Origin of the sequence: Pseudomonas massiliensis (assembly GCF_000826105.1) — a bacterium.
In the GTDB taxonomy this organism is placed as follows: Bacteria; Pseudomonadota; Gammaproteobacteria; order Pseudomonadales; family Pseudomonadaceae; genus Aquipseudomonas; species Aquipseudomonas massiliensis.
The window spans coordinates 1,560,923-1,584,117 of sequence record NZ_CCYK01000007.1; the positions used below are offsets into that span (position 1 = coordinate 1,560,923).

Annotated in this window: 31 protein-coding genes, 1 tRNA gene and 1 pseudogene; 13 read left to right on the plus strand and 20 right to left on the minus strand. The window is 62.6% G+C overall.

Going from position 1 to position 23,195, the window contains the following annotated elements:
- Window positions 1–14: 14 nt before the first annotated feature.
- From BN1188_RS17875 to BN1188_RS17890, 4 genes are all read right to left on the minus strand, one after another.
- Window positions 15–659: a DUF2589 domain-containing protein gene (locus BN1188_RS17875; protein ID WP_040262799.1), complete on the minus strand. Its 645-nt coding sequence runs from the start codon at window positions 657–659 to the stop codon at window positions 15–17.
- A gap of 82 nt (window positions 660–741) precedes the next feature.
- A complete protein-coding gene (locus BN1188_RS17880) occupies window positions 742–1,125 on the minus strand; it encodes a Mor transcription activator family protein (RefSeq protein ID WP_040262801.1) in 384 nt (127 codons plus the stop codon).
- Between the two features lie 182 nt (window positions 1,126–1,307).
- Window positions 1,308–1,775, minus strand: coding sequence for a hypothetical protein (locus tag BN1188_RS17885; RefSeq protein WP_148485268.1), 468 nt, complete (start codon window positions 1,773–1,775; stop codon window positions 1,308–1,310).
- Window positions 1,776–1,883: 108 nt separating this feature from the next.
- On the minus strand, window positions 1,884–2,126 hold the full coding sequence (locus BN1188_RS17890; protein WP_088776221.1) for a hypothetical protein: 243 nt from the start codon (window positions 2,124–2,126) through the stop codon (window positions 1,884–1,886).
- A 126-nt stretch (window positions 2,127–2,252) separates the two neighbouring features.
- Between BN1188_RS17890 and BN1188_RS17895 the strand changes: the two genes are divergently transcribed.
- Window positions 2,253–2,441: a hypothetical protein gene (locus tag BN1188_RS17895; protein WP_040262805.1), complete on the plus strand. Its 189-nt coding sequence runs from the start codon at window positions 2,253–2,255 to the stop codon at window positions 2,439–2,441.
- Window positions 2,442–2,486: 45 nt separating this feature from the next.
- Here BN1188_RS17895 and BN1188_RS17900 read toward each other — a convergent pair whose 3' ends face one another.
- The gene (locus BN1188_RS17900; protein ID WP_040262807.1) at window positions 2,487–2,801 is read right to left on the minus strand and encodes a glycine zipper domain-containing protein; all 315 of its coding nucleotides are present in this window, start codon (window positions 2,799–2,801) and stop codon (window positions 2,487–2,489) included.
- A 107-nt stretch (window positions 2,802–2,908) separates the two neighbouring features.
- Between BN1188_RS17900 and BN1188_RS17905 the strand changes: the two genes are divergently transcribed.
- Window positions 2,909–3,163, plus strand: a complete 255-nt coding sequence (locus tag BN1188_RS17905) for a hypothetical protein (RefSeq protein ID WP_040262809.1) — start codon at window positions 2,909–2,911, stop codon at window positions 3,161–3,163.
- Between the two features lie 12 nt (window positions 3,164–3,175).
- Here BN1188_RS17905 and BN1188_RS17910 read toward each other — a convergent pair whose 3' ends face one another.
- Window positions 3,176–3,661, minus strand: coding sequence for an LEA/WHy family protein (locus tag BN1188_RS17910; RefSeq protein WP_052469350.1), 486 nt, complete (start codon window positions 3,659–3,661; stop codon window positions 3,176–3,178).
- Between the two features lie 45 nt (window positions 3,662–3,706).
- On the opposite strand from BN1188_RS17910, the gene BN1188_RS17915 reads away from it, so the two are divergent.
- Window positions 3,707–4,057: a hypothetical protein gene (locus BN1188_RS17915; protein ID WP_187375338.1), complete on the plus strand. Its 351-nt coding sequence runs from the start codon at window positions 3,707–3,709 to the stop codon at window positions 4,055–4,057.
- Window positions 4,058–4,059: 2 nt separating this feature from the next.
- On the opposite strand, the gene BN1188_RS17920 is transcribed toward BN1188_RS17915, so the two are convergent.
- On the minus strand, window positions 4,060–5,019 hold the full coding sequence (locus BN1188_RS17920; protein WP_040262811.1) for a D-2-hydroxyacid dehydrogenase family protein: 960 nt from the start codon (window positions 5,017–5,019) through the stop codon (window positions 4,060–4,062).
- Entirely contained in the window at window positions 5,016–6,044 is a 1,029-nt protein-coding gene (locus BN1188_RS17925; protein ID WP_040262813.1) for an alpha/beta fold hydrolase, read from the minus strand. Before BN1188_RS17925 ends, BN1188_RS17920 begins: the two co-directional genes overlap by 4 nt.
- Window positions 6,045–6,128: 84 nt before the next feature.
- Between BN1188_RS17925 and BN1188_RS17930 the strand changes: the two genes are divergently transcribed.
- The 4 genes from BN1188_RS17930 to BN1188_RS17945 all read left to right on the plus strand — a co-directional run bounded on the left by BN1188_RS17930 (window position 6,129) and on the right by BN1188_RS17945 (window position 10,016).
- Window positions 6,129–7,187 carry an AraC family transcriptional regulator gene (locus BN1188_RS17930; protein ID WP_232430940.1) on the plus strand — a complete coding sequence of 353 codons (1,059 nt, stop codon included), beginning with the start codon at window positions 6,129–6,131 and terminating at the stop codon, window positions 7,185–7,187.
- Window positions 7,188–7,258: 71 nt separating this feature from the next.
- Entirely contained in the window at window positions 7,259–8,020 is a 762-nt protein-coding gene (locus BN1188_RS17935; RefSeq protein ID WP_040262817.1) for an SDR family NAD(P)-dependent oxidoreductase, read from the plus strand.
- A 12-nt stretch (window positions 8,021–8,032) separates the two neighbouring features.
- On the plus strand, window positions 8,033–9,217 hold the full coding sequence (locus BN1188_RS17940; RefSeq protein ID WP_040262819.1) for an acetyl-CoA C-acyltransferase: 1,185 nt from the start codon (window positions 8,033–8,035) through the stop codon (window positions 9,215–9,217).
- 22 nt (window positions 9,218–9,239) lie between these two features.
- Window positions 9,240–10,016, plus strand: coding sequence for an enoyl-CoA hydratase (locus tag BN1188_RS17945; protein WP_040262820.1), 777 nt, complete (start codon window positions 9,240–9,242; stop codon window positions 10,014–10,016).
- Window positions 10,017–10,018: 2 nt separating this feature from the next.
- Here BN1188_RS17945 and BN1188_RS17950 read toward each other — a convergent pair whose 3' ends face one another.
- The 3 genes from BN1188_RS17950 to BN1188_RS17960 are packed head-to-tail and all read right to left on the minus strand — an operon-like array spanning window position 10,019 to window position 12,733.
- Window positions 10,019–10,678: a response regulator transcription factor gene (locus BN1188_RS17950; protein WP_052469352.1), complete on the minus strand. Its 660-nt coding sequence runs from the start codon at window positions 10,676–10,678 to the stop codon at window positions 10,019–10,021.
- Complete coding sequence (locus tag BN1188_RS17955) at window positions 10,675–12,069, minus strand: sensor histidine kinase (protein ID WP_040262822.1); 1,395 nt, start codon at window positions 12,067–12,069, stop codon at window positions 10,675–10,677. The genes BN1188_RS17950 and BN1188_RS17955 overlap by 4 nt, the downstream gene beginning before the upstream one ends.
- Entirely contained in the window at window positions 12,047–12,733 is a 687-nt protein-coding gene (locus tag BN1188_RS17960) for a response regulator transcription factor (RefSeq protein ID WP_040262824.1), read from the minus strand. The genes BN1188_RS17955 and BN1188_RS17960 overlap by 23 nt, the downstream gene beginning before the upstream one ends.
- Before the next feature lie 202 nt (window positions 12,734–12,935).
- Here BN1188_RS17960 and BN1188_RS17965 point away from each other — a divergent pair, with 202 nt between their 5' ends.
- Window positions 12,936–13,379, plus strand: coding sequence for a hypothetical protein (locus tag BN1188_RS17965; protein ID WP_040262826.1), 444 nt, complete (start codon window positions 12,936–12,938; stop codon window positions 13,377–13,379).
- Between the two features lie 50 nt (window positions 13,380–13,429).
- On the opposite strand, the gene pbpG is transcribed toward BN1188_RS17965, so the two are convergent.
- From pbpG to BN1188_RS17980, 3 genes are all read right to left on the minus strand, one after another.
- On the minus strand, window positions 13,430–14,341 hold the full coding sequence (gene pbpG, locus BN1188_RS17970; RefSeq protein WP_040262828.1) for a D-alanyl-D-alanine endopeptidase: 912 nt from the start codon (window positions 14,339–14,341) through the stop codon (window positions 13,430–13,432).
- A gap of 164 nt (window positions 14,342–14,505) precedes the next feature.
- A complete protein-coding gene (locus BN1188_RS17975; protein WP_040262830.1) occupies window positions 14,506–14,685 on the minus strand; it encodes a hypothetical protein in 180 nt (59 codons plus the stop codon).
- A 91-nt stretch (window positions 14,686–14,776) separates the two neighbouring features.
- Window positions 14,777–15,088: a hypothetical protein gene (locus tag BN1188_RS17980; protein WP_040262832.1), complete on the minus strand. Its 312-nt coding sequence runs from the start codon at window positions 15,086–15,088 to the stop codon at window positions 14,777–14,779.
- A 167-nt stretch (window positions 15,089–15,255) separates the two neighbouring features.
- Here BN1188_RS17980 and BN1188_RS17985 point away from each other — a divergent pair, with 167 nt between their 5' ends.
- Window positions 15,256–16,077, plus strand: a complete 822-nt coding sequence (locus tag BN1188_RS17985; protein ID WP_040262834.1) for a shikimate 5-dehydrogenase — start codon at window positions 15,256–15,258, stop codon at window positions 16,075–16,077.
- Here BN1188_RS17985 and BN1188_RS17990 read toward each other — a convergent pair.
- Entirely contained in the window at window positions 16,074–16,718 is a 645-nt protein-coding gene (locus BN1188_RS17990) for a YceH family protein (protein WP_040262837.1), read from the minus strand. The genes BN1188_RS17985 and BN1188_RS17990 overlap by 4 nt on opposite strands.
- Before the next feature lie 244 nt (window positions 16,719–16,962).
- Window positions 16,963–17,853: pseudogene (gene nhaR / locus BN1188_RS17995) on the minus strand (transcriptional activator NhaR); the annotation flags it as partial.
- A 108-nt stretch (window positions 17,854–17,961) separates the two neighbouring features.
- Between nhaR and BN1188_RS18000 the strand changes: the two are divergent.
- A complete protein-coding gene (locus BN1188_RS18000; RefSeq protein ID WP_040262839.1) occupies window positions 17,962–18,705 on the plus strand; it encodes a TerC family protein in 744 nt (247 codons plus the stop codon).
- Between the two features lie 15 nt (window positions 18,706–18,720).
- Here the strand turns inward: BN1188_RS18000 and BN1188_RS21640 are convergent, their stop codons facing one another.
- Window positions 18,721–18,897 (minus strand): hypothetical protein, encoded by a 177-nt coding sequence (locus tag BN1188_RS21640; RefSeq protein WP_157395821.1) that lies wholly within the window; start codon window positions 18,895–18,897, stop codon window positions 18,721–18,723.
- A gap of 345 nt (window positions 18,898–19,242) precedes the next feature.
- Between BN1188_RS21640 and BN1188_RS18005 the strand changes: the two genes are divergently transcribed.
- Window positions 19,243–19,788, plus strand: coding sequence for a peptidase C39 family protein (locus tag BN1188_RS18005; RefSeq protein ID WP_232430941.1), 546 nt, complete (start codon window positions 19,243–19,245; stop codon window positions 19,786–19,788).
- Window positions 19,789–19,835: 47 nt separating this feature from the next.
- Here BN1188_RS18005 and BN1188_RS18010 read toward each other — a convergent pair whose 3' ends face one another.
- Window positions 19,836–21,119, minus strand: coding sequence for an NAD(P)/FAD-dependent oxidoreductase (locus tag BN1188_RS18010; RefSeq protein WP_040262841.1), 1,284 nt, complete (start codon window positions 21,117–21,119; stop codon window positions 19,836–19,838).
- 189 nt (window positions 21,120–21,308) lie between these two features.
- Between BN1188_RS18010 and BN1188_RS18015 the strand changes: the two genes are divergently transcribed.
- Window positions 21,309–21,385: transfer RNA gene (locus BN1188_RS18015), tRNA-Val, on the plus strand.
- Window positions 21,386–21,537: 152 nt separating this feature from the next.
- Here BN1188_RS18015 and BN1188_RS18020 read toward each other — a convergent pair.
- Window positions 21,538–21,825, minus strand: a complete 288-nt coding sequence (locus tag BN1188_RS18020; protein WP_040262843.1) for a DUF6388 family protein — start codon at window positions 21,823–21,825, stop codon at window positions 21,538–21,540.
- 112 nt (window positions 21,826–21,937) lie between these two features.
- Here BN1188_RS18020 and BN1188_RS18025 point away from each other — a divergent pair, with 112 nt between their 5' ends.
- Window positions 21,938–22,501: an SPOR domain-containing protein gene (locus BN1188_RS18025; protein WP_040262845.1), complete on the plus strand. Its 564-nt coding sequence runs from the start codon at window positions 21,938–21,940 to the stop codon at window positions 22,499–22,501.
- Here BN1188_RS18025 and BN1188_RS18030 read toward each other — a convergent pair whose 3' ends face one another.
- Entirely contained in the window at window positions 22,502–23,185 is a 684-nt protein-coding gene (locus tag BN1188_RS18030) for an endonuclease (RefSeq protein ID WP_040262847.1), read from the minus strand.
- Window positions 23,186–23,195 lie beyond the last annotated feature (10 nt).

Sequence of the window (23,195 nt, forward strand, 5' to 3'; positions counted from 1 at the left end):
GCGCAGGGTAGGGTTCAGGCAGAGGGGGCACCCGCGCCCGGGCCTTTCAAGGCGTTCGCGCCAAGAGCGTCTTCATCGGTCCGGATAACAGTCCCCGGCAGCCGAACAGGCTTGAGCGCGGCCTCCGTCAGGGCATCGATCACCCTCATCAACGCTTCGGGGGGCTCCTGACGCATGACTTTGGTGTTGAATGCATACCTGGCTCGGGTATCGGTCTTGCGAGTCTGGGCCCGGTTATGGCTGATCTGGCCTTTGACCGACAAGCTGAAAGGGCCCCAGCCCAGTTGCCCCTGCAGGTTTGCGGCGGCACTGGTCTGGCTGCTCTGTTCGGCAGCCTGGGAAATGGTCAGCTCGAAGTCGATGGTGCCTTCGCTGATTGCGATGTTGGGATGGGTCACCGCCGCCAGTAGCGGAATCTGCATGGACTTGGCAACGGTGCCCTTGAAGACGCCGTTTTCGTCGGTGATGGTTTCGTCATAGTCGAATTTGACCGCAACCGCCTTGCCGTTCTGAATGCACACGCCCAGGAGGAAGTCTGCATAGGATTTGCTGGCGGCAGTCTGGGCCTGGATCATCGCTTGCAGAGGCCCAGCGATCAGGCGGTCCAGAGGTAGTGCGTTGATGACAGATCCGATGAGTTCGTTGTTGAGGTCAGCCATGAGGGATATCCATTCCGAGAGTCAGTACGCGGCCTTCGCCGCCGGCGGTTCCGGCGAAAGGGCGGCGCCGCCAAGAGGGCATTCAGTCCGCGGCATGCCGCTGCGTCCGGCGTATGTTGCCGATCTGGCGCAGGCTCAAGCCGTAGCGGTTGGCCAGTTCGGCACGTGACCGCCCACGACTGGTCTCTTCCAGGATCTTGCGATCACGCAACTGCCGATCGAAGTGGTCGGGCTTGGGAATTTCCAGGGAAGTGCCAGCGAAGCGTGCAGTCAGCGCTTGCAAGGCGCTTGGCGGTAAAAGCTTGGCCAGGGTTGAGCGTGCCGGATTCTTGGGTATATAGCGGGGACGGCCGCCATAGAGCCGAGTCAGCCGGTAAGCGTTCTCTACACCAATGCAGTCGATGAGTGCGCGCAGGGAATGAGGCAGCCGCGCGGTATTGATCTGGCTCAGATCGCAAGTGTCCATGATGAAATCCCTTCAGTGGATGGTCCGTTTCGCCGATTGGCGGAGCCATTGTGCAGGGGCCTCCTAGGCACTACATGGGTAGCGGCGGCGCGAGGGAGGAAGGAAAATTCCGCCGGGATTGTAGGCTTCTGAAGGCATGGGGACGCCAGAGCCGCTGACGAATGACGTTGTACCCAGCCTGTTCACTCGCAGGGCTCAGCGAGGCGTAGGCTCACGTGAAACAGGTCGGCGGGGGACCAGGCTTCACCTGGCCGGAGCGCGGGGGCATCGCTCCAGTCCACCGCGAGGCATAGCCCGTGGAGAAGCTTGCCGTCGATAGTGCCGATTACGACTGGATCGAAATTACGGCGGATACGCATCTGCGAAGCGCCTTCGATTTCGAGATCATCAGGCGCGTTCAGGGTTTGCCTGGCTACCGTCGGAAGCTCGCGCATGGGTACCACGAAACGTAGCCGTTCTCCGTCTGCGGCAAAGTACCCGCGCTGCCGGGTCGCTTGCCAAAGGCGCTGCCACTGGCTGGCGCCGGCATGCTCGCCCAGCATGGCCGCGTAACGCCTGAGCTGAGAGGGCTCCATGCCCTGAAGGGTCAGGCCGGAGGAGAAGGCAGGGAGCACAGCGAGTGAAACGAGGATGAACCAGCGACGCATCATGACTGTCCTTGCAGGAGAAAAGGCCTAAGCCTGAAGCACCCTGCAAGGGCAGTTAAGCAGGAACCGGTTGAAGGTGAAATCGTCCCCCCAAACCTTTGTCTGCTTCGCTCAGCGTGGCTGCATGAAGCCTGGACCACCGCCACCTGGGCCGCCGCCATGGCCCCCGCCGTGGCCACCCCGTGGCTGCATGAAGCCTGGACCACCGCCACCTGGGCCGCCGCCATGGCCCCCGCCGTGGCCACCCCCACCACCGCCACCACCGCCGTGGCCGCCCGGAGGCATGAACAACCAGCAGCCACTGAGGCTAGCGGTCAATAGAACTGGAATCAGCCAGGTGATTCGACGCAACATCGGGTACTCCTCATGGATTAAACACCGCACCGCGAGGGCGGGCGCGGTACTATGATGGTCGCGCGGCTACTTTGTTGCCGTCCGTTCGTGTCCACTTGGTAAGCAATCCGATACATCGAGCCCTTCATGACCCAAATGCAGCGTTTGAAATACTCCCTTCTGTTGTCCGTCCTTATCGTCGCCATCATGCTCGGCCTTTCCTGGCTTCAGACGCAAGGCCGCCTGGATGAGAAAACCTTCCAGCACCTGGCTATCGGCGTAGCCGTGGTCGCGGTCGTCATCAATGGCGTCATGCGCCGGAAAGTCAAACGGTAGCCCTATCAGTATCAAGCCTTGAGCGCGCGAGCCGAGCCGGGCCCATCATTCACGGCGGTTCACCAGCAGGGCCGCCAGCAAGCCTGCGGCGGCGGCAAGTCCAAGCGCCTTCAATGGATGCGCGGCCACATACTGCCGGGTCCCTTCCAGGGCGGGGGCCGTACTGCGCGAGAGCTGGCCGGCCAGTTCACCGCCCCGGCGGAGCAGTCCTCTCAGCTGATGGCAGTTGCGCCGGCTGCCGGCCGAGGTGCCACGCCCGTCGAGCAGCGCCTCTGACTCTTCCACCAATGCCGCGAGCTCACTGAAGGCCTGGTCCATAATCTGATCGTCGATCAATGGGTTAGGGTTTTTACGGGCCATGGCGGGCTCCTGGTTTTCCACTGTGGTGATTGGGAGTGCTGGTGGCCCTGAAAGTTGCAGCAGGGTGTAAACTGGGCTGCTTGAACGAACCATCGCAGGTAAGGCACATGAGTTTGAATCTGGCGAACAAGTCCTTTGCCGAGCGCCAGGCCATCGAGGTCGAGAAAGCGCGGCATTTCGATAACTGGAAGAACAACCTGGGACGCGCCAAGGCAGAAGCGGCGCGGCTGATCGCCGAAAAACCGAGACGCAAGGGCAAATGGGCCGAATGGGTGCGTGCGGAGCTTGAACAGATGAGCCCCCCTGACTACGTCAACCTGGTGCGCTCGGAGGTGAACAAGCTGATGGCGGCCGCCCGCTGAGAGTGCTGCCGGTCAGTCGCCGAGCCCGGATGGCATCAGGGTGGCAGCATCCAGGCGACCCGTCTCCACGAAGCGCACCGCCCTGCCCAGGCCGGGCGCGTCCAGCTTGCCTTCGAGTCGATAAGGCAAGCTAGTGCCAGTACGCAGCGACGCAAGACCGAAGGCCTGACGTACCACCGAGAAGGCGGACACGGCCATCGGCACGTTCAGCAAGGTTTCGGAATAGCCCTCGAGGCGCCCATGGGCCGGGCTTACGCCGCTGGCCAGAGGCTGGTCGTTGATTTCCAGCTTCAACGCGACGCCAGAATAGTCGATGGGTTCGCGGTTGGGATTCTGGATGCGCAGGCTTACATTCATGCGCCATTCCAGCTCCGCTCCCGGAGCGGGCGCAACCCCGGCCAATTGGACGTTCAGAGGGTCATGGGCCGAGAACAGTGCGCAACCGTTCAGCGCGCAGAAAATGCAAAACAGGGCGACCCGGAGCGAATCGGTAAGCATAGCGAACTCCATCAGGGGTAACTGTGCGACAGTTTCGCGTTCTCTATGTTCGTCGACGGGCAATTGCCGTCGCTGGACGCTTCTGGAGGTTTCATGCGTATTTCGCTTGTCACGCTTGGCCTGACATTCTGGGCTGCTGTCGCGCAGGCCGCGCCCCCGCTTCCCGGCCATCAGGTCCAGCCCTCGGTGAATCCGCTCAATAGCCCGATCCGGCGAATCAACCCCAACAGCCGACAAGGCACGGTGCCGAGCGCTCCGGCTCAACGCGATGCCTGGCAGGTTTTACCCAAGAGGCCGATGCCCAGCCTGGAGAATCGCGGCATCGGCAACGGACAGGCTTTTCCGAGACCGGCGCCCGGCACCCCGGCAAGGCAGCCGGCGCAGCGGCGCCCTTGAATCTAGGGTGTCAGCGTCCGAATAGGCTGCCCCCCGTGCCACGCAAGGATGTCTTCGATCATGGCTGAATAGAAGGTTCGGTAGTTGTTCTCTGTCACGTATCCCAGGTGAGGAGTGGCCAGCACGTTAGGCAAATGGCGCAGCGGATGATCGAGCGGGAGGGGCTCCTGGTCGAACACGTCCAGCGCGGCCCCGCCCAGGCGCCCACTTTCAAGCGCCGCCAGCAAGGCTCGCTCCTCCACGATCGGGCCACGGGACGTATTGACCAATAGCGCGCCGCGTTTCATCCAGGCCAGCGCCTGGCTGTCGACAAGGTGGCGGGTGCGCTCGCTGAGCACCAAATGGATGCTCAGGATATCCGCCTGCTCGAACAGGACCTTGCGCTCTACCTTCCGGGCGCCGACCGCTTCGGCGCGCGCTTCGGTGAGGTTCTGGCTCCAGGCTATCACGTTCATTCCGAAGGCCTTGGCATAGCCGGCCACCGTGCTGCCGATGTTGCCCAGCCCAAGCAGGCCCAGGGTCTTGCCGGACAGGTCCTGGCCAAGACCCAGTTGCCAGCCGCCATTGCGTAATGAGTTGGCCTCATTCACCAGGTTACGACTAAGCGCCATCAACAGCGCCCAGGTGAGTTCGGGTGCTGCCTGGCGATAGCTTGGCCCCCCGCAGACCAGGATGCCGCAGGCCTGCGCAGCGGCCAGGTCGATGGCGGCGTTGCGCATGCCACCGGTCACGATGAGCTTCAGACGCGGCAGGCGCTGAAGCAACTCGGCCTGCAAGGGGGTTCGCTCCCGCATGACGCAGAGCACAGTGTAGGGGGCGAGCCGCTGAGCCATGGCCTGAAGGTCTGCCGGGTAATCATGCAGGAAGTCCACCTGGCCAACCGACGCCAGTGCGTTCCACTCCACCACATCCCGGGCGACCCGTTGCCAGTCATCCATCACCGCGATTCTGCATTCACTCATGGCCGTGCCGCCGCGCTAGGGGCAGGCTGAGCCAGCCACTCGATCAGGGCCCGGTGAAACCGTGCGGGCTCTTCCATCTGGGGCGCATGACCGAGGCCGGGAAACTCCACCAGCTTGGCGTTGGGAATCATCCCGGCGACTTCTTTGCCGAGCCGATCATAATGCCCCAGCCGCGCCTTGACATCCGGCGGCGCGATGTCACTGCCAATGGCCGTGGTATCGGCGGTACCGACCAGCAGCAGGGTAGGCACCCTGAGGTTCCTGAATTCGTAGTAGACCGGCTGGGTGAAAATCATGTCGTAGATCAGCGCGGAGTTCCAGGCGACGAGGTTGTGCCCGGGCCCCTGGTTCAACCCGGCGAGCATGCTGACCCAGCGTTCGTAGCCTGGCTCCCAACGACCGCCATAATAGGTCTTGCGCTCGTATTCACGAATGCTGTCGGCGCTGAGTTTGACCTCCCGGGTAAACCACTCATCCACGCTGCGGTAGGGCACCCCGAGGGCTTTCCAGTCTTCCAGCCCGATAGGGTTGACCAGCATGAGCCGCTCGGTCTCCTGGGGGTACAACAACGCATAGCGAGTGGCGAGCATGCCTCCAGTGGAATGCCCGAGGACCATCGCTTCCTTTATGCCCAGTTTCTCCAGCAGCGCATGGGTGTTCGCAGCCAGTTGCTGGAAACTGTACTGATAGTGTTCAGGCTTGCTGGACGTGCAAAAGCCGATCTGGTCTGGCGCCACCACGCGGTAGCCGGCGTTGGCCAGGGTCTTGATCGTGGACTCCCAGGTTGCCGCGCAGAAGTTCTTTCCATGCATCAGCACTACGGTATGGCCGTTGGCCTTGCTGGTGGCAGCCACGTCCATGTAGCCCATTTCCACGGTATTCCCCTGAGACTCGAAGGAAAAATGCTGCAGTGTGTAGGGGTATTCGAACCCCTCGAGCTGAGGCCCGTAGACCGGCGCCTCGGCGGCGGCGAGCGAAGTGGTGAACAGCGCCAGGAGGGCACTGGCAATGATGCACGATCGCATGGGGAGGTTCCTTTGACAGGCAAGACGGGCTGGACGCGGCAAAACAGCGGGCCTTCGCTGACTTTCCCGCCGGGCCACTCTAACATGGGTGCGGACCGGTCACTCCAGGCAGCCATGATCAAGGACAGCATTTCTACCAAACTGGTACTCGAAGCCCTGCAAGCGGTACCCTCGGATGCTGCCAGGGAAGCGTTGGCGGCCGCCGGGATCAGCGCCTTTTCCCATGGCTGCCCAGGCGCGCAGGACGACCGGGTAAGCGTTGCTCACTATGCCCGGCTATGGCAGGCCGTGGCCGCGCTTACGGACGACGAGTTCTTTGGCATGGGCGGGCGCCCCCTGCGCGTTGGCAGCCTGGACTTTGTCTGGCGCGCGGCCACCGCACAGGCCACCGTCGGGGCTGGCATTGACCTTGCGCTGGATTTTCTCCGCCTGATGCTAGGGAACTTCGATGCGCGACCAGACCACGCCTTCGACCTCGCAGCGATCACCCTGGCTCCCGTGGTCCCACCGGCTCGTCCGTTCACCTGCTTTACGTTCTGGATGATCGTCTACGGTCTGGCCTGCTGGCTGGCCGGGCGCCGCCTGCCCATACTGGCTGTGGAACTGCGCAGTGCCGCCCCCGCGGACCAGGCCGACTACGAACGCTTCTTCGGCGCCCATCTGCGCTTCGGGCAGGCCCATGACCGGCTGATCCTCCCCGGCGGCTCTCTTAACCTGCCAGTGCGGCGCACCGCCCGCGATCTGGAGGCGTTCATAGACCGCCTGCCTGGCAACCTGCTGGTGAAATATCGGGATCCTGCCGGTCTGGCGCACCAACTGCGCGAGCAATTGCGGGCGGCTCCAGCGAAGGCGTGGCCGGAAGCGAGCAGCCTGGCTCAGGACCATGGCATGTCTGAAGCGACCTTCAGACGCAAGCTCGCCGCTGAAGGCCAAAGCGTCCAGAGGGTCAAGGCCAGTGTGCGCAAGGAGCGGGCGGTACGGTGGCTGGCCGAGGACCGGCTGAGCCTGGCGCAGATCGCCGAAGCCCTCGGATTCGCTGACGAAAGCTCATTCTATCGAGCGTTCCGCCAATGGTTCGGATGCAATCCTGGGCACTACCGCCATCTGCTCATGGGCCCTGGCGAAAACGCGCATCGAGATTGAGCGCCACGGCCATTGTGCACGGTTGAGGCTGGCTTGAGCATGGGGCACGGTCATCAGGCATAGGAGGCCCCATGGACCCCGTGAACAAGCATTTCATCGTCACCGGCGCGGCGTCCGGGTTAGGCGCGGCAACGGCACGCGCCCTGGTTGACGCAGGTGCCAGCGTCACGCTCCTGGACCTGAACCAGGCGGGCGTTGCCGCTGTCGCCCAGGAACTTGGCATGACCTCGGTAGCGGCCGACATCACCGATGCGACGCAGGCGCAGCGGGCGGTGGAGACGGCAGTGGCCAAGGCGGGTAGCCTTCACGGGCTGGTCAACTGCGCGGGCGTGGTCCTGGGTGAGCGCATTCTTGGCCGGGACGGCCCTCATGATCTGGAGCGCTTCGCCCGGGTTATCCAGGTGAACCTGCTAGGCAGTTTCAACATGTTGCGTCTGGCTGCGTCGGCCATGACGCACAATGATCCGGACGCGAACGGCGGGCGAGGGGTCATCGTCAATACCGCGTCAGTGGCGGCGTTCGATGGCCAGATCGGCCAGGCGGCCTACGCTGCTTCGAAAGGCGCTGTTGCCAGTCTCACCTTGCCAGCGGCGCGGGAATTGGCGCGCCACGGTATTCGCGTGATGACCATCGCTCCAGGATTGTTCGAAACGCCAATGATGGCGGGCATGAGCGAGGAGGTGCGCGCTTCACTGGCAGCGTCGGTTCCTTTCCCGGCACGCTTGGGGGCACCGGCCGAGTACGCGGCCCTGGCGTTGCATATCATCGCCAACGACATGCTCAACGGTGAGGTGATCCGCCTCGATGGCGCCTTGCGCATGGCAGCGCGCTGAAGGAGACAGAAGATGAATGATCCTGTTTGCATCGTAAGCATTGCCCGTACGCCCATGGGCGGGCTCCAGGGCAGCCTCGGTGGCGTGCACGCGACCCAGCTGGGTGCCGCCGCCATCGCCGCGGCGATTGAGCGCGCTGCTCTTGGCGCCCAGGAAATAGATCACGTGCTCATGGGTTGCGTGCTGCCAGCGGGACTTGGCCAGGCGCCGGCTCGCCAGGCTGCTTTGGCCGCGGGGCTCGACAGGCATACACCCGCCACCACTCTGAACAAGATGTGTGGCTCGGGCATGCAGGCGGTGATCCTTGGCCATGACCAGCTCATGGCCGGCAGCTTGAAAGCCGTGGTGGCAGGCGGCATGGAAAGCATGTCCAACGCGCCCTATCTACTGCCCAAGGCCAGGAGCGGGTATCGCATGGGTCACGGCCAGGTGCTGGACCACATGTTTCTCGACGGCCTGGAGGATGCCTATGAGCCAGGCCGGTTGATGGGTACCTACGCCGAAGACTGCGCCATCCGTGAGGGCATCGATCGTCAGGCACAGGATGCCTACGCCTTGGCGTCCCTGGAGCGAGCACGCGACGCCATGGCCAGTGGCCGCTTCCAGGGAGAGATCGTGCCGGTTCAGGCGCCGGAGGGGAAAACGTTGCGTTGGGTGAGCGAGGATGAGCAACCACCGAAGGCCAGGCCCGAGAAAATCGGGATGCTCAAGCCTGCGTTTCGCCCGGACGGCACGGTGACGGCGGCCAACGCCAGTTCAATCTCCGATGGGGCCGCCGCCCTGGTGCTGATGCGCCAGAGCGAGGCCTTGGCCAAGGGGCTACGGCCCCTGGCGGCGATCCATGGGCATGCGGCTTTCGCCGATGAACCGGGCTTGTTTCCCGTGGCGCCGGTGGGTGCGATCCAGAAGCTGATGAGTAGAACGGGCTGGGCATTGGCCGATGTGGACCTGTTCGAGATCAACGAAGCTTTCGCGGTGGTTGCCCTGGCGTGCATGGGCAAGCTGGGTATCGCCCATGACAGGCTCAATGTGAACGGCGGCGCCTGCGCCCTTGGCCATCCGATCGGCGCGTCGGGCGCGCGCATCCTGGTAACCTTGGTCTCGGCGCTTCGCCAGCGCGGCCTCAGGCGAGGCGTGGCCGCTATCTGCATCGGTGGCGGCGAAGCCACGGCCGTGGCGCTGGAATGTCTGGATTAACCTCTCACTCAAGGAGTGCTTCATGGTCACCTATGAAACCCTGATCGTAGAGCGGCGTGGACGGGTAGGTCTGCTGACCCTCAACCGGCCCCAGGCCCTCAATGCATTGAACGCGCAGGTCGTTGCCGAGCTCAACGATGCGCTCGACATTCTGGAGCGCGATGCGGATATCGGATGCATCGTGATCACCGGCTCGGAGAAGGCCTTCGCGGCCGGGGCAGACATCAAGGAAATGGCGGGCTTGCAATACCCTGCCATTTACCTGGATGACCTGTTCCGCGAGGCCGATCGGATCGCGGCGCGGCGCAAACCCTTGATCGCCGCCGTTGCCGGCTATGCGTTGGGCGGTGGCTGCGAACTGGCCATGATGTGTGACTTCATCCTGGCCGCGGACACAGCGCGCTTCGGCCAGCCGGAGATCAACCTGGGGGTGCTGCCGGGCATGGGCGGCACTCAGCGCCTGGCGCGCGCCGTGGGCAAGGCCAAGGCCATGGAGCTCTGCCTGACCGGCCGCCTGATGGATGCTCAAGAGGCGGAGCGCGCCGGGCTGGTGGCGCGCATCGTGCCGGCCGCGGAACTGCTCGACGAGACGCTGAAGGTCGCCGCGGTAATCGCTGAAAAGTCGTTACCTATGAGCATGATGGTCAAGGAAAGCGTAGCCAGGGCGTTCGAGGGTAGCCTGGCTGAAGGCGTCCGTTTCGAGCGCCGATTGTTCCATGCTGCTTTCGCGACCGTGGACCAGAAGGAAGGCATGCAGGCTTTCGTCGAGAAGCGAAAGCCTGGCTTCATTCACCGCTAGGATCAGTCGGTACGCAGGCGCAAGGGTTCGTTCAGGCAGTAGCCGAAACCGCGGACGGTCTGCAGAGCGTAGGGCGAGCCCAGCTCGCTCAGCTTGCGTCGCAGGTTGCAGATGTGTCGCTCGATAAGCGGGCCGCGGGAAGGCTCGCCACCGGCCCAAAGGTGCTCTTCGATCGCCTGCCGGCTGAGCGGGCCCTGCTGTTGCGCGAGCAGCGCCAATAGCTTCTGTTCGGTAACCGTGACGCTCTGCTGGGCGGTGCCATTGCCTAACAGCAATCTGTTGCTGGATAACCACAAGCCGGGGCCTGGAGGGTTGCTAGGCACAGCATGCTCGCGGGTCAGCGCCTGCATGCGAGCCCGCATTTCTTCCGGGCTCAAGGGTCTCGACAGGCACAGGTCCGCCCCCGCTTGCAACACCCGCGCCCGGGTGCTGGAATCGCTTTGCCCGAGCAGCACCAGCAGGCGGGCCCGGCCACGGTGGCCCATGGCCTTGCTCAGCAGTTCCGGACGCGCCTGTGGTAGATCCAGCACGATGAACCCATACCGGCCGTGCAGGTGCCGGTCGGCATGTTCCGGTGCGGTGCTGACGATCCCGCCAGCCTGGTCGGCGAATACTTGCATCAGGCCGGGGTCGGGGTGTTCGGTAATGTAGAGAAGGTTCATGTGGCAACCAATGCGTGTGTGGGGCGGCAGTCCAGCACCATGCTGGCGCCGCCGAGGGCGCTGTCGGTAACCTCGAGGCTGAAACCATGGAGGTTCACCACCGCGCCGACAATGGAAAGCCCGAGCCCGAAACCGCCCTGGGCCGAGTCATCGCTACGGTAGAAGCGCTGGAAGATCGCCTGACGTTCCTGCTCGGGGATGCCGGGACCTGAATCTTCGACACTGATGCGTGTGCTGCCTTGATGGCGGATCGCGCGCAGCACCACCTGGCCTCCAGGGGGCGTGAACTTGATCGAATTGCTGAGCAGGTTACCCAGGGCTTCGAACAGCAAGGCGCGGTCGCCGATTACCAGCGGCAACTCGGGCTGCGCCTCCAGGGTCAGCGCCAGGTCACCCTCTTCGGCCAACGGCAGATAGAAATCATGGAGTTCATTGAGCAGTTCCAGCGGTGCCAGCTCAACGAAGCCGGAGCGCCGCCTATGATCCTCGATCTCGGAAATGCGCAGCAGGCCCCGGAAACGCGCCATTAGAATGTCGGTATCGGCTATGGCCTGGTCCAGCTGCTGGGCCTGGCTGGAGCCATCTTCGGTCTGCTGCTTGATGCGGTACAGCTGTGCGCGCAGCCGGGTCAGGGGCGTGCGCAGGTCATGGGCAATGTTGTCACATACGCCCTTGACTTCGAACATGAGCTTTTCGATGCGGTCGAGCATGGCATTGACGATGGCTGCCAGCATGTCGAGCTCGTCGCGTCGGTTGGACAATGGCAGGCGACCAGCGAGGTCGCCTGCCATGATGGCTTCGGCGCTGGCCTGGATCTGCCGTATGCGCCGCAACGGCCTTTGCCGAAGCAGGTGCCAACCCGCTGCCCCGGGGAGAATGGTCAGGGAAATGCCCCAGAGCAGCGCACGCAGGATAATGTGGGTAACGGCGAACACCGAGCCATTATCCCGTACCAGAACCAGCCAGCGTCCGTCCCGGGTCGGCATGGCGACCGCGGCACAGCTGTCCTGAGGCAGCTTCGGGTCGTTGGAATCGATGCAATCCTCAAGCTCGTAGATGTCCCCGTCCAGGGCAAGGCCGCGCGGGATACGGCGCAGCTCTCCGGCCAGATGATAGAGCTCGTCGTCGAACAGACCATAGGCATCGAAGGCATGATCGTCGAACGCCTGGCTGGCGGCCAGGGCATCTTCGAGGTCGCGTCCGGCGAAGCGGGCGAACAGGTGCTGGCGCTGCATCAGGGATTGTCTGGCCAGGCTGTTCAGGTAGTCGGAAACCTCGAAGTACAGCACCCCCAGCAGGATGCTGCTCCAGGCCACGAACAGGAAGCTGTAGAGCGCCAGCAGGCGGCTGCTGGAGGAGCGCCAACCCTTAGAGGGGTTCGGCAATGACATAGCCAGACCCCCGCACCGTCTTGATCAACGGCGGCAGGCCGGCCGGGTCGATCTTCTTGCGCAGGCGGCCGATATGGACGTCGATAAGGTTGGTGCCAGGGTCGAAATGATATCCCCATACTTCTTCGAAGATCATCATGCGCGTCAGCACCTGGCCCGCATTGCGCATCAGGAACTCGAGCAGCTTGAATTCGGTCGGCAGCAGGTTCAGTGCCTGACCGCCTCGTTGAGCTTCTCGGGTGATCAGGTCCAGCTGCAGGTCAGCGACCTTCAGGGTATTGTCCTGAGTAGCGGCTCCGGCCTGCTTGCGTCGCAGCAGCACCTCCACCCGCGCAGCCATTTCGTCCGACGCGAAGGGCTTGGTCAGGTAGTCGTCACCGCCGGCGCGCAGGCCGCGTACCCGCTCATCTACATCAGACAGCGCGCTGATCATCAACACAGGCGTGGATACACCGATGGTTCGCATGGTGGTCACGATGGCCAGACCATCGAGCTCGGGCAGCATCCGATCTAGGGTGATGACGTCGTAGGCGCCGCTCACGGCTTTGACCAGTCCCTCGCGACCGTTGTCGACCCAGTCGACTTCAAGGCCGTGGTTGCTCAGCTCAGCCACGATTTCGCGGGCGGTCACCGCGTCGTCTTCGATGGTCAGTACACGTGTCATGGAAGCTACCTGCAGATTCGAAAGCGGACCGTGGCATTGTGCCAAGTTTGCGGTCACAGCGAGTTGAAGATTATTTCATCTTGCCCCACATCCCGCTTTGCCGCCTGTGATGACGGTACCAGGCTTGTTACCAAATCGTGCTAAAGGCTGTGCCGCCGTGGCCGATGCATAGCAGGCCAATAAACCGTCCATGGGATTGCTTATGACAAGCCTGTCCACCATCGCTTCACACCTGAACATCCAGGGCTACAGCCCGAGCGCGTCCAGCACGCCTGCCACGGCATCCGCTGCCGAGACGCAAGCCAGCGCTACGACGGCGACGTCGAGTCAGCAAGCCCATGGAGCTGCGCCTGCTGGTGGCGCTGGCACCAGCGATAACGCCAGTAGCAGCACATCGGATACGGTGACCAGGCTTCAGGAGCAGATAGCCGAACTGCAAAAGCAGCTGGCCAAGGACCAAAAGGCTCTGCAGCAAGCGATGGCCAGTGACGCCAGCGATCAACAGAAAGCCGCGCAGGTCGCCGCGGCCCAGGCGCAGATGGCCGCTACCAACAGCGCCCTGCAGACCGCCACGGCCGCCTTGCTGCAAGCCTTGGTGGAGGAGGGAGGCAGCACGAGTGGAACCAGCGTCAATACCACGGCCTGACTAAGGTCGCCGGCCGCGGTGAGCTGATGCGACCCGGCAGGGATGCCGTGTCAGTCCGCTAGCTGGCGATGTTTCTCGGCCTTGTACTGCATGGCCACTGCCGGGGCCTTGGCGCTGCGCCCGGTTTCCACCCAGGTGCGCAGGCGGCTGGCGTCGGCGAAATGAGTGTATTTGCCGAACGCGTCCAGTATCACCATCGCGACCGGGCGTCCGCCCATGTTGGTAACCAGTACCAGACAGTGCCCCGCCTTATCAGTGAAGCCGGTTTTGGTGATCTGGATGTCCCAGTTCTTCTGGTTCAGCAGGTGGTCGGTATTGTGGAAGCCCAAGGTATAGTTAGGTTTCTTGAACGCTACTGTCTTTTCCTTGGTGGTGCTCAGTTCCGAAAGCATCGGATAGCGCCTCGCCGCCACCAACAGCTTGCTCAGGTCCCGCGCCGTGGATACGTTCTGCTCCGATAGGCCGGTAGGCTCGACGTAGCGGGTGTGCGCCATGCCCAGCGACCTGGCCTTGGCGTTCATGGCCGCAATGAAGGCACCATAGCCGCCTGGGTAGTGATGCGCCAGCGAGGCCGCGGCGCGGTTTTCCGAAGACATCAGGGCTATGAGCAACATGTCATGGCGGTTGAGTGTGCTTCCTAGCTTCACCCGGGAAAACACGCCTTTCATTTCCTTTGTCTGACTGATGTCGACAGTAAGCTCTTCGTTCATGGACTGCTTCGCGTCCAATACCACCATGGCGGTCATCAGCTTGGTGACCGAAGCGATGGGAACTACCTGATCCGGGTTGTTCTCATACATGACCTGATTGGTTTGCAGGTCTATCAGCAGAGCACTATGAGAGGCCAGGTGCAACTGGGAAGGGTCCCGCTTCGGTGGTGCCTCGGCGGCGGAGACATTCGACGTGACGCAACTACCCGCGAGCAGCAAACACAGGGTCAACACGGAAACACGGTTTTTCACGAAGAGAGCTCGCAAGAAGGAAGGAAGTCTGGCGTCCTGCCATGGAAAAGTGGCCGTCATTGTAAATTTATGGCCAAGTGCCTGTCGATTGCCCGGCAGGCTAAATCTTTCTTCATCCCGCCTGTGGTCGGCTACCGGCGAGCTGGGAGCGAAACATCTTCCTATCAGGCGGCGACAGCGCCAGCGAGGCTTCGACTGAAGTTCTCGGCCGCTACACGCGACAGCAATGGCGGGCTTACCGCCACACCTTCGCTGACCACGTACCAGCACACCAGCAGACCCAGGTCCCTGACGCCTTCCGGTACGGCGCTACCTACTACACACATGATGCGAAATGAAAGCATGAGCGGAACCTCGCGGACCCAATGCGCTCAATGAGCGAGCCGGCGATGACGCGCACCCCCGGGCCGAAACCTGGCACCGGGGATGACCACATTACCAGCGCGGCGGACCATAATAAGGATGGGGCGCGTAGTAGCCAGGCGGGGGCGGTGGCGCTACATAGACCGGTGCCGGCTGGTAGTACGCCGGCGGCGGCGGGGCCTGGACGTACACCGGTTGTGGAGCGACGTACACCGGTTGCTGGACCACGACCGGACCGGGGCGGGCGACGACCGCCCCTACGACCGCGGCACCCAGTACCGCGCCAAGCACACCTGGGCCAATGCCGCCGCCATGGGCTGATGCCTGGCCGGCCAGGCTCAGGGCGCCAACCAGGAGGGCGATTTTGGGTAGATGACGAATCATGATGGTTCCTCGTAATACGACGGGGCGCCTGTAACCCGTAATGGGTCCTGGGACTGCCGTACACACTATGACAGCGAAAGAGTTGGAACTGATGGCCCGCAACGGTAAAGGTTGTGTAAGTTCACTGTGTGAGCGGCGCTACCATTCACTTACTTGATGGATACACAATGGCGATTTTCCCTAACAAGAATACCCAGCTTTGCATGTCACTCGCCGCGAGGCCTGGTAACTTCGGTACACGTTTCCATAACTATCTCTACCAGGCGCTGGATCTGGATTACTTCTACAAAGCCTTCACCACGACGGACCTGCCCGCTGCCATTGCCGGCATACGTGCGCTGGGTGTCAGGGGTTGCGCCGTTTCGATGCCTTTCAAGGAAGCGAGCATTCCGCTGATCGACGAGATGGACGCTTCAGCGGCGGCGATCGAGTCTATCAATACTATCGTCAACAACGACGGGGCCTTGAAGGCCTACAACACCGATTACATCGCCATTCGTCAACTCATCGAGAAACATGGGTTGGACCGGAACCTAAGGCTCGCCCTTCGGGGTAGCGGGGGCATGGGCAAGGCAGTGGCCTGTGCCTTCCGCGACGCGGGCTTCCGCCACGGTACCCTTATCGCGCGCAATCCGCAGACCGGCCAGCCATTGGCTGAACGTTGCGGTTACCAATGGCGTGCCGACGATGCCGGCCTGGAGGCGGACCTGCTGGTGAACGTCACGCCCTTGGGCATGGCGGGTGGCCCTGAGGCCGATACCCTGGCGTTCAATCCGGTAGCGATCGAACAGGCTCAGTGGGTATTCGACGTCGTGGCGCTTCCTCCTCGCACACCCCTGATCCTTGCAGCCGAGGCAGCCGGCAAGTCATGCATCACCGGCCAAGAGGTGGTAGCGCTCCAGGCCCTGGAACAGTTCGCGCTCTATACCGGCGTGCGGCCCACACCTGAACTTGTAGCCGAAGCGACGGCGTTCGCCGCGGCGGGCTAGTCCTCGCTCGGGGCTTCCGACAGTCGGGCGAGTCGCTCCTCCAGCGCAGCGACTCGTGCCTCTAGCATCGCCAGTCGATCGCCGTCCGTGCTATCTGCCCCAACGGGGGCGAAAGCCGGTTCGGCAGCTTCCGCAGGGCCGACCCAGCCGTGGCTATAACGACCTTCACGTTGACCAGGACGGCGCGGCAGCGCCTGTGCATAGCCCCGCCCGACCAGCCGCTCGAGTTGATGATGCACCTGTTCCGCATCGTCGAAGGCATAGAGGCGGCTGCTGCGGGTAAAAAGGTCGGCCAGGGTTTGAGCGCCTCTGAGGAACAACAGGCTGAGCAGGGCGACCTGCGCCGGGACCAGCTCCAAAGCCTTGTCCAGGCGATGTTCCCAGCGATCGGCGCGGCTACCCATGACCAGGCGTACCAGCCCTGTCGCTTCGAGGATTCGCAGGCGCTGGCCCAGGTCGGCGGGCGCCAACTGCATCAGCGGCTCGCGGCTGGTTTTCTGATTGCACGCCAGCACCAGGGCGTTCAATGTCAGTGGGTAGCTTTCCGGGCTGGCGGCCTGCTTCTCGACCAGGCACCCCAGAATACGAATGTCTATCGGGTTCAGGTCTGGTCGTTGCGGCTCGAGAGGGTCGTCGGTCATGGTCAGGGTTCTTTTTGAAAGAGGCGGGGAGGCTGTCAGGGTGCGTCTGGGTAATGGGAAAAACCCCCTCCGGGGGGTTCGGGAAACGCCCCCGTACCGGGGGGGTTGAACCCTTTTTCCCCGGGAAAGGGGGAAAAAGATTCGGTCACGGCCTCGGGTACCCCCAGCAGGGGGGGGTGGGGGTTGATGGTAGGGTTTTTTTTAAAAGGGGGGGGGTGGGTTGTCGGGTTGCGTCTGGAAAAGGGAACAACCCCTCGGGGGCGGTTTCGGTAACCGCCACTGTACCGGGATGATTGACCCTTCTATCCACGGAAATGGCGAAAAAGGATTCGGTCACGGCATCGGTTACCCCGAGCAGGCGCACCTGGCCCTGCGCCACCAGATCATCGGCGATGACCCGTGGCGCTACAAACACGCCACTGCCGGCCAGGCCAAAAGCCTGCATCAGGGCACTGTCGTCGAATTCCCCAACGATTCGGCAAGCAACCCTGGCGTCTTCCAGCCAGCGCAGCAGCCGCCCGCGGACTACGCTTTGCGGTCCTGGAATGAGCATGGGCGCGCCGTTCAGGCACATCGGAAATGCACCGGCGCAGGCCGTGGCCAGCGACTCGGTAGCGAAGAAAGCGATCCCGCACTCGCCAAGCTTGATGGCGCGGCTCGTGATGTCCAACTGGGCAGGGACCGGGCTGTCGGAGATCACCAGGTCTAGACGCTGAATGGCCAGGTCGGCCAGCAAACGCTCCAGTTTGTCTTCCCGGCAATTGAGCCGCAGCGGCGGTGCGTTGAGCTGCATCGTGGGAGCGAGCAGGCGATAGACAATGGACTTGGGCACGACATCGGCCACGCCAACTCGGAAAGGCATGGGTTGCTGACCTGGCTCGGAGCGGATCATCGCTTCCAGGGCCGCGCCCGCCTCGAACATCGGTTCGGCGTACGCCAATACTCGCCGCCCCGCCTCGGAAAGCTCAAGATGCCGCCCTACCCGTTGAAACAGGCGCATGCCCAGGCCCTGCTCGAGCAGCGCAAGCTGACCGCTGATGGTTGGAGCGGTCAGGTTCAATTGTTCGCAGGCCCGAGCAATGCTGCCGGTACGGGCAACCATCCAGAAGTAATGCAGCTGACGATAATTGAGCATGGGAGAACTATTAGGAAAATCCGAACGAATGGGCTTGGAAATACGAATTTTCTAGAAGTATAAGGCGGTCTACACTTAAGGCCATATCTTTTGAATTGGAGCGCCAAGATGGAGTATTTGCTGGAACTGGCCACAAGCCCCGCCGCCTGGGCTGCATTGGCTACGCTGATTGCCATGGAAGTGGTACTGGGTATCGACAACCTGATTTTCATCTCTATCCTGACCAACAAGCTGCCGGTCGAACATCAGACCAAGGCACGGCGATTGGGTATCGGCATGGCACTGATCCTGCGCCTCGCCTTGCTGAGTACCGTGGCCTTCATCGTCACGCTGACCCAGCCTGTCTTCGAGATTGCCGGTCACGGCTTTTCGTGGAAGGACGTGATCCTCATCGCGGGTGGGCTGTTCCTCTTGTGGAAAGCCACCACCGAGATTCACCACAGCGTGGACCCGGTGGCCCAGGCGGACGACAAGGCCAGTGCCAAGGTGACCATGGGCCTTGCCGCGGCCATAGGCCAGATCCTCCTGCTCGATCTGGTCTTCTCGGTCGACAGCATCATTACGGCCGTAGGTATGACCCAGCACTTGCCGATCATGGTCATTGCCGTGGTGGTGGCGGTGTTGGTGATGCTCTTCGCCTCTGAGCCGCTGGCACGCTTCATTAACGCCAACCCGACGGTAGTCATGCTGGCGCTGGGTTTCCTGATCATGATCGGCATGACCCTGATTGCCGAAGGCTTCGGCGCCCACGTGCCCAAAGGCTATATCTACACTGCCATGGCGTTCTCGGCGGCGATCGAATGCCTCAATCTCTGGGCTCGGCGCGCCCGTGGCAAGCGTGCCGTGGAGTAGAAAACCTCCACGGCCTCAATGGGCGTGCGCGGCTCGATGCCGCGTCGGCCCTGGGCGGCGGGCTGTGGGCTGCTTCGCCACCAGGGTGGGCCCATGATGGCGCCGAGCGATCCGCAGCACGCCCCACAGCATGGCGGCAGCTGCCAGGAGCCACGCCAGTATCATCATCACTATCGCCACTGTCAGGCTCATCAGGGTACCTCCTTCTCGCTCAACAAACGCAGGCGTTTGTCATAAGAGCAGTCTAGTGGCCACTATGTTTCCTGGCTGTGACGAGTGGCACCCGTCTACCCGCCTCGGTACGGCTTTTTCAGGGGCCCGGTTACCTCGATGTACCTGAAGATTCTCACCGCCTATCATGCCGACAATTCGAAACCATCTCCCGAGACGTTCGAGAGGAACACCATGGCGTCAGAGATATTTAACCGGTACGGCAGAGCACTCCTGGCGATTGCGCTGGCTACCTCCGTGGCGGGCTGCGCGGACCGCGCGGCTCCCAGAATCAGCGGGCTTCCCGACCGCGTGGAGTTGACTGCCGTGCCGTTCTATCGAGGCGAGGCCGATGCCGGCGCGCCGACAGCCCTGGCGGCGCTACTGCGTCAGCGAGGAGTGAGTGTGACCCCTGGCATGGTCGCGCCAGCCCTGGGGCTTGAGGCGCAAGGCAACGCGCTAGGGGAAAGTATCGCCGAGGCTGCTCGACGCTATGGTTTCGTGGTTTACCCCATGGAGGATCAGTTCCAGGCGTTATTGGCCGAGGTGGCGGCAGGTAACCCGATACTGGTGCGCTACCGAAGCGGTGGGCGGCTCTGGGGCTCGCCACGCTATGCATTGCTGGTGGGCTACGATCGCTTCAAAAGTCTGGTAGTGCTGCGCTCGGGCGAGCAGCGTCGTGAACCGATGCCGTTCGCGGACTTCATTTCCGCCTGGCGAGAGGATGGCGCCTGGGCAGTACTGGTACAGCCGCCCGGGCAATTGCCCGCCCGAGTGAATGAGGCTCGTTGGCGGCAGGCCGCAGCCCGGCTAGGGCAGGCAGGGCAGGAGGACGCTGCCAGGCAGGCCCTGGCAGCGTTGACCAGGCGCTAGCCCGGCGCAGGCGGTGAAGCCATCCTCGGCGACACCGCTGCACAGCGTCAGACGCCCAGCTTGTCACGCAGGCTGTAGTACCAGGCGCCGAGGGCTGAGAGCGGTACCCGCAGGGCATGCCCGCCCGGGAAAGGGTAGTGCGGCAGCGCGGCGAAGGCATCGAAGCGCTCGGCCTGGCCGCGGAGCGCCTCGGCCAGCACCTTGCCGGCCAGGTGCGTGTAGGTCACGCCGTGGCCGCTGCAACCTTGCGAATAGTAGATGCTGTCGCCAATACGCCCGACCTGAGGCAGGCGGGACAGCGTCAGCAAGAAGTTGCCGGTCCAGGCGAAGTCGATCTTCACGTTCTTCAGCTGAGGGAAGGCCCTGAGCATCTTCGGCCGGATAATGGCCTCGATATTGGCCGGGTCGCGCGCGCCGTAGACCACGCCACCACCGAAGATCAGGCGCTTGTCCCTGGTCAGGCGGTAGTAGTCGAGCAGGTAGTTGCAGTCTTCCACGCAATAGTCCTGGGGCAGCAGGCTGTGCGCGAGTTCGTCGTCCAAGGGTTCGGTGGTGACCACTTGGGTCCCGCAAGGCATGGACTTGGCGCTCAATTCTGGAACGAGATTGCCCAGGTAGGCGTTGCCGGCCACGATCACGAACTTGGCTTTGACCTGGCCGTGCGGGGTATGCACCACCGGGTTCGGGCCTCGGTCGATTCGCGTGGCCGGGGTTTGCTCGAAGATGCGTCCGCCGAGGGATTCCACGGCCGCCGCTTCGCCAAGCGCCAGGTTGAGCGGGTGGATATGCCCACCACTCATGTCCAGCATGCCGCCAACGTATTGATCGCAAGCTACCACTTCGCGAATACGCCGCTGGTCCATCAATTCAAGCTGGGTATGGCCGTAGCGCTCCCACAAACGCTTCTGTGACTCCAGATGGCCCATCTGCTTGCTGGTAAGCGCGGCGAAGACACCGCCGTCCTTGAGATCGCAGTCAATGTTATAGCGCGCGACGCGTTCGCGGATGATGCGACCGCCCTCGAAGGCCATGGCGCCCAGCAGCTCTGCCTGGCGCTTGCCAACGGTTCGCTCGATCACATCGATGTCGCGACTGTAGCTGTTGACGATCTGCCCGCCATTGCGACCCGAAGCCCCGAAGCCCACCTTGGCGGCTTCGACAACGACTACCCTGAAGCCTTGTTCGAGCAGATGCAGGGCGCTGGACAGGCCGGTGTAGCCAGCCCCCACGACGCATACGTCGGTTTCGAGAGTTTCCTGCAAGACTGGGCGAGCTGGGGCGGCATTGGCCGACGCGGCATAATAGGAAGGTGGGTAAGCGGTGTTCGCCATTTCAGCAACCTTTTGTTTAATATTCTTGACGACGGCGTGAATGCTACCCCAATTTACTCATCACCGCCAGCGGCGACATTCGGAGGCTGCTGCGTTGGCAGTGATAGGAGATTTTACCGGGATTTCAGAAGGTTACGGAAATATTGGCTTGACAGGAGCGTACGCTTCAGTAGAATGCGCATCCACAGCAGGCACATAGCTCAGTTGGTTAGAGCACCACCTTGACATGGTGGGGGTCGTTGGTTCGAGTCCAATTGTGCCTACCATATCTGCCGTCCGGCATGAAAAGGGCGATCCGTAAGGGTCGCCCTTTTCGTTTGGAGTTATTTCCTCCAAGAGTAAGAAAAGTCGCCCCAGCTGGCGGGTGCAGCCAGCGAAAGCACGGGGGCATCTGCCGAATCGGCAGCTCCGCTGAGTCCTACAATTCGTTGAGCGTTCGATAGTCTTCCCAGGGCATTCCCAAGGCTTCGGCAACCTGCCGGTGCACAGCCTCTCTCATTTGGGCCAATTCTTCAGGACCGCTTGCGGTCAACTCAAGGGTGTATTCCCAAGGCTCAAGGCCTTGCGCTTCAGCTTCGTCCTCGAATGCCCAGGCCACTTGCTGCTGGCGTTCGTGGGCAGCCAGCGGGCCTATTTCTTCAGCAAGCTCCGGGTGGGCGGCCAGGAAGCGGTCATAGGCAAGTTGTTGTTGTGCATCGTTGAGCATTGGGGTTCGGGCCGTGAATGAAGAGTGGGAGGCATGATGCCACAGCCCGAGTTCGAGGCCGAGAGTCGTCGGCGGTGTTAGAATGCCGGTCTCGAACGATGGAGACGATGGTGTGCGTAAAGTATTGACGGTAGCTGTAGTTCTGGCTCTGGCAGGGTGTGGAAGCGCGCCGGAGGAGGGCAACAAAGCTGTGGCTGCCCAGCTGGAAAATCCAGCCTCGGCGAAATTCACCAATGTGCGTACCACGTCCAATGGCAATGTCTGCGGACAGGTGAAGAGCAAGGATGCGGCGGGCAACTACGGCGGCTATCAAAGCTATGTGGCGATCAAGACCGACAACGGATATCAGGCGGTCATCGATCGCGATGGCACCAATATCGTAGTGCGCGCCGCTTGTGGCGCACCCCTGGCACAAAGCGAAGGCGCCGCCGCCACGGCTGCCGAGGCCGCTCATGGTTGGGACGTGGTCATCGCCGACAACGGCCGGGGCGCGGTCACTGACATGATGTCGCGCCTCGTCGAGCATGGGTTCGTGGCCAGCGTCGCCAACCAGGATGGCAAGCCACGGATCTACCTCGGCCCCTTCGTTAATCGGGCCGAGGCCGAGGCCACGCGTGAAAAGTTGATGGCCAGCCAGGGTATCGAGTCTGGCGTAGAGCCGCACCCGGCCCCTTGATCAGCCGCACGCCTTGAGGTCAACGGGCCCGACGAATTCATTGCCGTGGCCCATGACACACGCTACCCGTTGATTGCGTTGTCGCTCCCAGGCCTGGACAGGATACGTCTTGTTCCAGGCTTGATAGAGCTGTGCGTCCTGGCGTGACAGCTTCAGATGGTAGCGTTTGCTCATATAGAAGTAGGTTCGGGCGATCATCCCCCGGATGGTCGGCCGCGGCATGACCTTGCGGGCCTTGAAATCCACCTGGGTAAGGCAACTGCCGTATTGGCCGGAGCGCTCCGGCAGCCAGCCGAAGCTGAAGTTGTTACGGTCGCCGTTGACTTCACCAATGCTCGGGACCAGGTTGTGCAGGTCGGCCTCGGCCTGCTGGTAGCGCTTATCGTTGCGGGCGCAGTTCTTGCGGCCTCCGTGCTGCCAGCACTGCAACTGATGGCCGATCTGCCAGGCCGGTACGATATGCTCCCATTCGATGCGCGACGCCCGGGCAGTGTTCTTGCGGGGCACATAACCGCAGCCCTTGAGGTCTACCTTGTTTCCGCTGTATTTACAGCCGCAATAGAACTCCGTGGACTGAGGCGCATACAGCCGCCATCCCGCTTTCTTCGCCTCTGCGAATGTTCTGGGGGCGTCCGCCTGCGCCGGGAGCGCCAAGGCCAGGCAAAGGGCTGCAAGGCTTATCATTGCACCGCGT